The organism is Brevundimonas sp. (assembly GCF_032017145.1).
In the GTDB taxonomy this organism is placed as follows: Bacteria; Pseudomonadota; Alphaproteobacteria; order Caulobacterales; family Caulobacteraceae; genus Brevundimonas.
Window position 1 is genome coordinate 1 of sequence record NZ_DALZQC010000124.1, and the last position, 9,206, is coordinate 9,206.

9 protein-coding genes are annotated in these 9,206 nt (G+C 67.6%); 4 read left to right on the forward strand and 5 right to left on the reverse strand.

What is annotated here, in order from left to right:
• On the forward strand, nucleotides 1-2,765 hold a 2,765-nt coding region (locus RTU05_RS15595; protein ID WP_312599258.1), incomplete at its 5' end, for a pitrilysin family protein.
• A gap of 278 nt (nucleotides 2,766-3,043) precedes the next feature.
• On the opposite strand, the gene yihA is transcribed toward RTU05_RS15595, so the two are convergent.
• Genes yihA through rpmH form a run of 4 tightly spaced genes read right to left on the reverse strand, consistent with a single transcriptional unit; the run spans nucleotide 3,044 to nucleotide 6,057 of the window.
• Nucleotides 3,044-3,697, reverse strand: coding sequence for a ribosome biogenesis GTP-binding protein YihA/YsxC (yihA, locus tag RTU05_RS15600; RefSeq protein WP_312599259.1), 654 nt, complete (start codon nucleotides 3,695-3,697; stop codon nucleotides 3,044-3,046).
• Nucleotides 3,694-5,490: a membrane protein insertase YidC gene (gene yidC, locus RTU05_RS15605; protein WP_312599260.1), complete on the reverse strand. Its 1,797-nt coding sequence runs from the start codon at nucleotides 5,488-5,490 to the stop codon at nucleotides 3,694-3,696. Before yidC ends, yihA begins: the two co-directional genes overlap by 4 nt.
• Nucleotides 5,487-5,891, reverse strand: coding sequence for a ribonuclease P protein component (gene rnpA, locus RTU05_RS15610; protein WP_292020209.1), 405 nt, complete (start codon nucleotides 5,889-5,891; stop codon nucleotides 5,487-5,489). The genes yidC and rnpA overlap by 4 nt, the downstream gene beginning before the upstream one ends.
• A gap of 31 nt (nucleotides 5,892-5,922) precedes the next feature.
• Complete coding sequence (rpmH, locus tag RTU05_RS15615; RefSeq protein WP_003164000.1) at nucleotides 5,923-6,057, reverse strand: 50S ribosomal protein L34; 135 nt, start codon at nucleotides 6,055-6,057, stop codon at nucleotides 5,923-5,925.
• 126 nt (nucleotides 6,058-6,183) lie between these two features.
• Here rpmH and RTU05_RS15620 point away from each other — a divergent pair, with 126 nt between their 5' ends.
• Both RTU05_RS15620 and RTU05_RS15625 read left to right on the forward strand, forming a co-directional pair.
• On the forward strand, nucleotides 6,184-6,933 hold the full coding sequence (locus RTU05_RS15620; protein ID WP_312599261.1) for a TVP38/TMEM64 family protein: 750 nt from the start codon (nucleotides 6,184-6,186) through the stop codon (nucleotides 6,931-6,933).
• The gene (locus RTU05_RS15625) at nucleotides 6,930-8,402 is read left to right on the forward strand and encodes a HAMP domain-containing sensor histidine kinase (protein WP_312599262.1); all 1,473 of its coding nucleotides are present in this window, start codon (nucleotides 6,930-6,932) and stop codon (nucleotides 8,400-8,402) included. Before RTU05_RS15620 ends, RTU05_RS15625 begins: the two co-directional genes overlap by 4 nt.
• Nucleotides 8,403-8,415: 13 nt before the next feature.
• Here the strand turns inward: RTU05_RS15625 and RTU05_RS15630 are convergent, their stop codons facing one another.
• Nucleotides 8,416-8,679 (reverse strand): hypothetical protein, encoded by a 264-nt coding sequence (locus RTU05_RS15630; protein WP_312599263.1) that lies wholly within the window; start codon nucleotides 8,677-8,679, stop codon nucleotides 8,416-8,418.
• 151 nt (nucleotides 8,680-8,830) lie between these two features.
• Between RTU05_RS15630 and RTU05_RS15635 the strand changes: the two genes are divergently transcribed.
• Nucleotides 8,831-9,206, forward strand: a 376-nt coding sequence (locus tag RTU05_RS15635; protein WP_312599264.1) for a hypothetical protein, incomplete at its 3' end; no start/stop codon positions are given.

Consider the following 9,206-nt stretch of genomic DNA (forward strand, 5'->3'; position numbering starts at 1 on the left):
TCCAGGCCGCCGCGCTCGCCCCGCGCGCCGCGCCGGTCGCCGACCTGGTCGCCGCCGTGGACATCCCCTACACCAGGTTCACCCTGGACAACGGCCTGACCGTCCTGGTCCACGAGGACCACAAGGCGCCGGTCGTCGCCGTGTCCGTCTGGTACAATGTCGGCTCCAAGGACGAGCCGGCCGGCAAGACCGGCTTCGCCCACCTGTTCGAACACCTGATGTTCGGCGGCTCGGAAAATGCGCCCGGCAGCTATTTCACGCCGATGCGCAACATGGGCGCGACCGACATGAACGGGACCACCTATTTCGACCGCACCAACTATTTCGAGACGGTCCCGACCCCGGCGCTGGAACAGGCCCTGTTTATGGAAAGCGACCGCATGGGATACATGCTGGGCGCCATCAGCCAGGAGACGCTGGATCTGCAGCGCGGCGTCGTCCAGAACGAGAAGCGTCAGGGCGACAACCAGCCCTATGGCCTGAGCCAGTACAAGCGGCTGGAGGCCCTGTTCCCCGAAGGCCACCCCTATCGCCACACCACCATCGGCTCGATGGCCGACCTGGACGCGGCCTCGATGCAGACGGTCCGCGACTGGTTCACCTCAAACTACGGCCCGAACAATGCGGTCCTGGTGCTGGCCGGCGACATCACCCCCGCCAAGGCGCGCGAACTGACCGAGAAATATTTCGGCCCTATCGCGCGCGGCCCGGTCAACAATCCGGCCCAGGCGTCGGTGCCGACCCTGGCGGCGCCGATCAACGAGACGTCTCACGATCGCGTCTCCAACGCCCGCGTCTGGGTGAATTGGGCGGTCCCAGGCATGCTGGATCCCGACTCGGCGCCTCTGAGCGTCGGCGCCGAAGTGCTGGGCGGCCTGGCCTCCTCGCGCCTGGACAATGAACTGGTGCGCGGCGAACAGACCGCCGTCTCGGTCAGCGCCAACAACAGCGACTTCCACCGGGTCGGCATCTTCGAGATGAGCGCCATGGTGAAGCCCGGCGAAGACCCGGCCGCCGTCGAGGCGCGCATGCGTGAAATCCTGAACGGGCTGATCGCCAATGGTCCGACCCAGGACGAGATCAACCGCGTCGTCACCCAATATGCGTCGCGCCGCATCCAGGGCCTGGAACAGGTCGGCGGCTTCGGCGGCAAGGCCACGGCGCTGGCCGAGGGTCAACTCTATGCCGGCGATCCCGAGTTCTACAAGAAGCAGCTGGCCGCCTACGCCGCCGTCACCCCGGCCCAGGTGCAGGCCGCGATGCAGAAATGGCTGACCCGCCCGGCCTATACGCTGACCACCCTGCCCGGCCAGCGCGAAGCCTATCAGGAGGCGGCCGCCTCCCCGTCCGGCGCCAACCGCACCCCGGCGCCGGAAATCGAGCGCAAGCCGCGCATGGCCAAGCCCGAGATCGGCCAAGTCGCCAACGTCGACTTCCCGGCGGTCGAGCGCACCCGTCTGTCGAACGGCATGGAGGTGATCTACGCCCATCGCGACGCCACCCCGACCACCAAGATCGCCATCGATTTCGACGCGGGTCTGGCGGCCGACGACCGGGCCAAACTGGGTCTGCAGACCCTGATGCTGGACCTGATGGACGAGGGCACCCAGACGCTGAACGCCACCCAGCTGGCCGAGGCGCAAGAGGCCCTGGGCGCCACAATCACCACCGGCGCGACCATGGACAGCTCGCTGATCCAGCTGTCGGCCCTGACGCCGAACCTGCAGCCATCGGTGGCCCTGATGGCCGACGTCGTGCGCCGTCCCGCCTTCGCCCCGGCCGAGCTGGAGCGTCTGCGCGCCACTCGCCTGTCGCGCATCGCCGCCGAGCGCACCCAGCCGGCGGCCCTTGCCAGCCGCGCCCTGCCCGAGCTGATCTATGGCGCGGACAGCCCCTACGGCCGTCCGTTCAGCGGCGCCGGCGACGAGGCCAGCGTCAAGGCGATCACCGAGGCGGACATCCGCACCGACTACGCCAAGTGGATTCGGCCGGACAACGCCAAGATCTTCATCGTCTCGGACAAGCCGCTGTCCGAAGTGACCCCGATCCTGGACGCCGCCTTCGGCCAGTGGGTCCCGCCGGCGTCGGCCAAGCCGGTCAAGGACTTCTCGGCCCCCATCCCGGCCGCGACGCCCAAGATCGTGCTGATCGACCGTCCGCAGTCGCCCCAGTCCTACATCATGGGCGGCGAGGTCCTGGGCGTTTCGGGCAAGGATGATCTTTTGGTGCTGAACGCGGCCAACAATGTGCTCGGCAACGACTTCCTGTCGCGCATCAACACCGACCTGCGCGAGACCAAGAGTTGGTCCTACGGCGTCAACGCCTCGGTCAATCCGTTCGCCGGGCGCGTGCCCTATCTGGTGACCGCCCCGGTCCAGGCCGACAAGACCGGCCCGGCCATCGAGGCCCTGAACCAGCAGTTCAAGGACTTCCTGTCGGGCGGCAAGGGCGTGACGGCCGAAGAGCTGCAACGCACGATCAACGGCAACACCCGTCGTCTGGCCGGCAGCTACGAGACGTCGTCGGCGGTGCTGGGGGCCATGCGTCAGAACGATCTGCTGGGTCGGCCCGACGACTATCCCGAGACGGTCGCGGCGCGCACCAATGCCCTGACGGCAGCCCAACTGGACGCCGCCGCCAAGGCCGCCATCGACCCGTCCAGGTTCGTCTGGGTGGTGGTCGGCGACGCCTCGGTGGTCAAGCCGCAGCTGGACGCCCTGGGCATTCCGGTCGAGGTCCGCCCGGCGGCGCCCGCAGCCCAATAAGGCGACGGCAGACCGAAACGACGAAGGCCCGGAGAGCGATCTCCGGGCCTTTTTCTTTGGCTGTTTCAGCGTTGAACATTTCTTCCCGGTCAGCGTTCTCCCGCATCGGCGGGCCTGTAATGGGTCGAATGCATCACAGCGATCACAACGGATTCACCACGGACACGACGAAACCGTTCGCCGCCGTGCTCGTCGTGAGATCGCCGTGTCCGTTGTGATGAACCGTCTTCTATCGCTATCTCGCAGCTACAAACGACTCGTCGCGAGATGACGAAAAATCAGTCCAGGGTCGCGCCGGTCGTGCGCATGATCTCGGCGCGCAGTTCGGGCAGGCCCAGGCCCTTCTCGGAGGAGGTCAGGGCCACCACCGGGAAGGCGGCGGGGCGTTTGGAGATGGCCTTGAGCGTGGCCGCCTGCACCTTCTCGCCCTCGCCCTTCTTCAGCTTGTCAGCCTTGGTCAGGACGATCTGATAGCTGACGGCGGCTAAATCCAACGCATCCAGCGCCTCTGTGTCCACGCTCTTCAGCCCATGGCGGCTGTCGATCAGCAGATAGACCCGCTTCAGCGTCACCCGGCCGCGCAGATAGTCGCGGCCCAGGTCCTGGAACTTCTTGACCGTGGTCTTGGACGCCTTGGCCCAGCCATAGCCCGGCAGGTCGACCAGGCGCAGCTTGCCGTCCAGATCGAAGAAATTGACCTCGCGCGTGCGGCCCGGCTCGTTGGAGGCGCGGGCCAGTTTGTGCATGCCGACCAGCCCGTTGATCAGGCTGGACTTGCCTACGTTGGAGCGGCCGGCAAAGGCGATTTCGGGCAGGTCGGGATCAGGCAGCTGCTCGATCTTGGCCGCGCCCATGACGAAGGTCGCGGGCCGCGCGAACAGGATGCGCGCGGCCTCGATGTCCTCGGGCGTGAACTCGGTCTCTTCGATCACGCCGGCGATTTCTTGAAGCGGGCGAAGAAGGCGTCGATCGGGTTCTCGGCCTTGTAGCGGTGCATGATGACATACTGCTGCAGAATGGTCAGGACGTTGGACCAGGCCCAGTAGATCAACAGGCCCGCCGCGAACGGCGCCATGATGAAGGTGAAGATCAGCGGCATGAACTGGAAGATCTGACGCTGGACCGGATCGGCCGCCGGCGGATTCATCGCCGTCTGCAGCCACATGGTCAGGCCGTAGGCGATGGCCAGCAGGCCCAGGTGCAGCGGACCGGCCAACAAACCGCCGATCAGCGGCGCCATCGACGGATCCCACGGGATCAGGCCGAACAGGTTCCAGATCGACGACGGATCGCGCGCCGACAGGTCGTGGATGAAGCCCAGGAACGGCTGGTGACGCATTTCGATGGTGACGGTCAGCACCTTGTACAGGGCGTAGAAGACCGGGATCTGCAGCACCAGCGGAAGACAGCCGGCGACCGGATTGATCTTCTCGCGCTGATACAGGGCCATCGTCTCCTGCTGCTGCTTCTGCGGGTCGTCTTTGAACTTCTTCTTGATCTCCTCCATCTTGGGCTGGAGGTTCCGCATCTTGGACATCGAGGCGTAGGCGTTGTTCGCCAGCGGGAACATGACCAGTTTGACGATGACGGTCAGCGCCAGGATGGCCACGCCGAAGCTGCCGACCAGGCCATAGACGTTCTCCAGGATCCAGAAGATCGGGCGCGTCAGGAACCAGAACATGCCCCAGTCGATCGCATAGACGAAGCGCGGCAGGTTCAGGCTCTGCTCATAGGATTTCAGCACCTCGGCGCGCTTGACCCCGGCGAACAGGCGCTGGGTCTCGGTCGCGGTGGCGCCGGGCTGGACGGTGCGGGTCGTGCCCAGCAGATTGGCTTCCAGCTGCTGGCCGGCGCCCTCGCCGCGGACGCGGAATTCGGTTTCGACCGCCTCGTTCTGCTGGGGCAGCAGGGCCGCCAGCCAGTATTTGTCGGTGATGCCCAGCCAGCCGCCGGTCGAGGCGTTCTCGATGCGGGGCTCCTTCAGCCAGTCCTTGTACTTCTTCTGCTCGGTCCGATAGTCGCCAGGCTTGCCGAAGGTGCCGATGGCGCCCTCGTGGACGATGTGGGAGGAGCCGGCCGCCGGCGGCACGCCCTGGCGCTGGACGCTGCCGTAGGGGGCGATGGTGATGGCCTGGGTTCCCAGGTTCTGGACCGTGTCCTGGATCGAGAAGACGTATTTGTCGTCCACCGACATGACGCGGGTGAAGCGCAGGCCCTGGCCGTTGTCCCAGGTCAGGGTGATCGGCGTCGTCGGCGTCAGGGTCGAGCCGTTGGTCAGGCGCCAGACCGTGTTCGGCCCCGGCACGCCGCCGGCCACGTTCGGGCCGGTCCAGCCGAACTGGGCGAAATAGGCGTTCTGCATCCCCTGCGGGCGGAACAGCTCCACCGGCTGGGGCTTGTCCTGAACCTCGCGATAGTCGGTCAGGAACAGGTCGTCGATCCGCCCGCCCTGCAGCGACAGCGAGCCCTTCAGCGTGCCCGACTGGATCGGCACCCGCGCGGCGCTGCTCAGCGCCTGGCTGCGGTCGGTGACGAAGGTGGGGCCGTGCGGGCTCAGCGCCGTGCGGGCGGCGTTCTCGGCCGTCTGCGACTGTTCGGCGTGCGCCTGCTGCTGCACCGCCCGACGCTCGGCCTGCGGACGCAGGACGGCGAAATAATAGATCCCCATGATCAGGGCCGAGCACACGATGAAGGTGATCGTGTTGCGCGTGTTCTCGTTTTTCATGGAATCTGGCGGTCCTGGCCGGAAGGGGCGCGGGCGGGCGAAGGCTTGTCCGCCTTGGGTGTCGCCAGCCTTGTAAGGGTGGATTTCACGTCGTCAAGCAAACGGTCCCACGCGCGCTCCGTCGTGCCCATCCGGGCGATGAAGACATAGTCGCTGCCGGGCACGCCGTGATGGGCCAGCATGGCCCGCGCGGCCTCGCGCAGACGGCGTTTGGCGCGGTTGCGAACCACAGCCCCGCCGATCTTCTTGGTGGCGGTGAAGCCCAGGCCGATGTGCGGCGAACCGTCGCCGCGATCCAGCCGCTGGATCACCACGGCGCCGCGCGCCTCTGAAACGCCTTTGGCGGCCGCCAGGAACTGGGGCCGCCGCAACAGACGCTTGATCTGTAAAGGGTCGCTCATGCGTCCGAAAGACCGGGACGCGATAAGCCGCTTACGCCGTCAGGCGCTTGCGGCCCTTGGCGCGACGGCGCGCAACGATCTTCTGGCCGTTCTTGGTGGCCATCCGGCTGCGGAAGCCGTGACGGCGCTTGCGCACGAGTCGCGACGGCTGATAGGTCCGCTTCACGGTCGGCTCCTGACGTTAAAAGGTTGGGCGACGGGGCAAGAGGCGTCCGCCGCAGGAAGGGCGGGCGTATAAGTCGCATGATCGCGCGAGTCAACGCTCGGTCGGCAATTCGGGAATGACGGACCTATGGCGAAACGAACGGCGAAGGAGTGGGCCCTGCGGCTGGCGCCGCTCGTGGCCATCGCCGGCCTGGTGGTCGCCTTCTTCGCCCTGGGCTGGAACCGTTATCTGTCGATGGATCTGATCCGCGAACACGGATTGAACCTTCAGGCCTATGCCCGGGATCACTGGTGGATCGCGCTGGCGGCCTTCATCGCCGTCTACGCCCTGGCCACCGCCTCGACCATTCCGGGGCCGGTCTTTCTGACCCTGCTGGGCGGAATGATGTTCGGCCCCTATGTCGGCGCCCTGGCCCAGTCGACGGGGGCCACCATCGGCTCGGTCGTCATCTATTATGTCTATCGCACCTCGATCGGCACCTGGCTGCGCGCCAAATTCGAGGCGGACGCCGGCTTCATGGATCGGCTGGCCAAGGGCATCGACCGCAACGCCTTCACCACGCTCCTGACCCTGCGGATCATCCCCAGCGTGCCCTTCGTCCTGGTCAACGCCACGGCGGGGATGATGGCCGTGCCGCTCAGGCCCTACATCATCGCCACCTTCGTCGGCCTGTTGCCCTCGACCTTCATCTACACCTGGATCGGATCGCAACTGGGCGACCTGTTGCGCGCGGGCGTGCGGCCGGACCTGCCGCTGCTGCTGCACCAGTTCTTCTGGCCGCTGATGGGGGTGGTCTTCCTGTCGCTGCTGCTGCCCATCGGCATCAAGCTTTTCCAGATGATCCGTGCACGGCGGATCGCGGAGACGCCGTCATGAGCGCCCTGTTCGACCGGATCGCCGCGCGGCTGAACCTGTCGCCCGAACAGGCGGCGACATGGCGCGAACGCCTGACCCCGCGCGCGCCCGACGGCCTTTCGGCGCGGCTGCTGCTGCTGACGGCGGCCTTCACCCTGGCGGTGGAGGCGTTGATCATGGGGCCGAACCTGGCGGCCTTCCACGAGCGCTGGCTGCGCGACCGGTTGCAGGCCGCCGAACTGGCCTCGGTCGGGGTCGAGGCCCTGCCCTATAGCGCGGTGGAGGACGACACGGCGGCCGAACTGATGCGGATCGGCGGGGTCCAGGCCGTGGCCCTGACCGAACAGGGGGTGCGGCGCCTGCTGCTGCAGGCCCCCAACCTGCCGCGCGCGCCCGAACTGATCGACCTGCGCCAGCAGGACAGCTGGGCGCGGCTGACCGACCCCTGGCGCACCCTGTTCGGCCACCCCGACCGTTCGCTGCGCGTCCAGGCCAAGCCGCGCTATCGCTCGGGCGACTTCATCGAGATCGTCACCCCGGCCCAGCCGCTGAAACTGGAGCTGAAGGCGTTTCTGCTGAACAGCCTTCTGGTGTCGCTGTTGATCTCGGCGACGGCGGGGGCGCTGCTCTATGGCGGTCTGGCGCTTCTGGTCCTGCGCCCCTTGCGGCGGGTTACCCGGTCGATGGAGCGGTTCGCCGCCGACCCCGAAAGCGAGGCCGAGACCCCGTCCGACCGGCACGACGAGATCGGCCGGGTCGAGCGCGAGCTGAGCCGGATGCAGGAGGAGGTGCGCCATTCGCTGCGCTCTCGCGCGCGTCTGGTGGCGCTGGGCGAGGCGGTGGCCAAGATCAACCACGACCTGCGCAACATGCTGACCTCGGCCCAGATGGCGTCGGACCGGCTGGCGTCGTCCGCCGACCCCCAGGTCGCCAAGGCCCTGCCGCGGCTTGAGCGGGCCCTGAGCCGCGCCGCCAGCCTGTCGCGCAACGTGCTGGAATACGGCAAGAGCGAGGAGCCGGCGCCGCAGAAGACTCGCGTCGTCCTGACCAAGGCCCTGACCCTGGCGGCCGAGGACGCCGGGCTGGACCCCGACGGCGTGCGGCTGGTCAAACAACTGCCGGCGCGGTTCGCGGTGGAGGCCGACCCTGACCAGCTGTATCGCATTCTGGTCAATCTGATGCGCAACGCCCGTCAGGCCATCGAGGCTGATCCCGGCCGTCCGCCCCAGCGACGCGGCCGGGGCGCCATCACCGTCAGCGCCTTCGGCGACGACGGTTTCTGCGTGGTCCGCATCGCCGACGATGGGCCGGGCATTCCACCGCGCCTGGCCGAACGCCTGTTCGAACCCTTCGTCAGCTCCAAGACGTCTGACGGCACGGGCCTGGGCCTGACCATCTCGCGCGAGCTGGCGGCCCTGAACGGCGGGGACCTGAGGCTGGTCGAGGCGGATGGGGCAGGGGCGGTCTTCGAACTGCGTCTGCCGTCCTGAGCGCCGGTTGCGTCTATTCTAGTCCGTCGTCGGACACGACGAAGGCGCGGTTCTCGGCCTTGGCCTGGGCGGCCAGCTCCTCCTGCACCAGATGCCAGCGCCGCAGCCGCTCATAGTCGATGGCGTGTTCGGGCGAGGCGTCCAGCCAGTGGCGGAAATCCTCGATCTGCAGCCTTGCGTCGGTCGCCGCCGGATCCGGCAGGGCCGGCACATTGGGCAGTCGGCGCGCGACTTCGGCGGGAATGGGGAAGTCGCCGGACGAGGTGCTCAGGATCATGCGTCGTCTCTGATCGGATGTCGGTAAGGCTCTGGCCGACCATGCCGCGAAGCGGCGCGGCGCGCCACCTTTTCGTGCGTGCGGCGTTGTCCCCTCAGACAGGATATGGCCAAGCTGCTCGTTCAGGCGGCCTTCCATCAAGGAGTAGATGATGACCCTTCGCCCCTCGCTTCTGGTTCTGGTCCTGGCCGTCGCGGCGTCGCCGACCCTGGCCCAGACCGCGTCCCAGACCCGACCCTATGCCGGAGCGGACGCCTATCGCGATCAGCGCGCCCTGCCCGATCCGGCGGATCGCGACGCCCTGTTGAAGGCGCGCGGCGAAGCCTATCATCGCGCCGGCGACGACAAACAGACCGAAGAGGAGCTGCGCGCCACCCGGGCCCTGAACGACGAGATCGCGGCACAGAACGCCCTGGCCGACAAGGCCGACGCCGACGCCCGCCTGGACTACGAGGCCGCCCTGGCGCGTCACGAGATCGCCGTCCGCCAGGGCGAGGAGCAGGCCCGCGCCGCCGCCGAGGCCACGC

Excerpts from the sequence above, each read along its gene's own strand:
- yidC (WP_312599260.1), bottom strand. The coding sequence starts at position 5,490 with ATGAAAAACGAGAACACGCGCAACACGATCACCTTCATCGTGTGCTCG.
- RTU05_RS15620 (WP_312599261.1), top strand. The coding sequence starts at position 6,184 with ATGGCGAAACGAACGGCGAAGGAGTGGGCCCTGCGGCTGGCGCCGCTC.
- rnpA (WP_292020209.1), bottom strand. The coding sequence starts at position 5,891 with ATGAGCGACCCTTTACAGATCAAGCGTCTGTTGCGGCGGCCCCAGTTC.
- RTU05_RS15625 (WP_312599262.1), top strand. The coding sequence starts at position 6,930 with ATGAGCGCCCTGTTCGACCGGATCGCCGCGCGGCTGAACCTGTCGCCC.
- RTU05_RS15630 (WP_312599263.1), bottom strand. The coding sequence starts at position 8,679 with ATGATCCTGAGCACCTCGTCCGGCGACTTCCCCATTCCCGCCGAAGTC.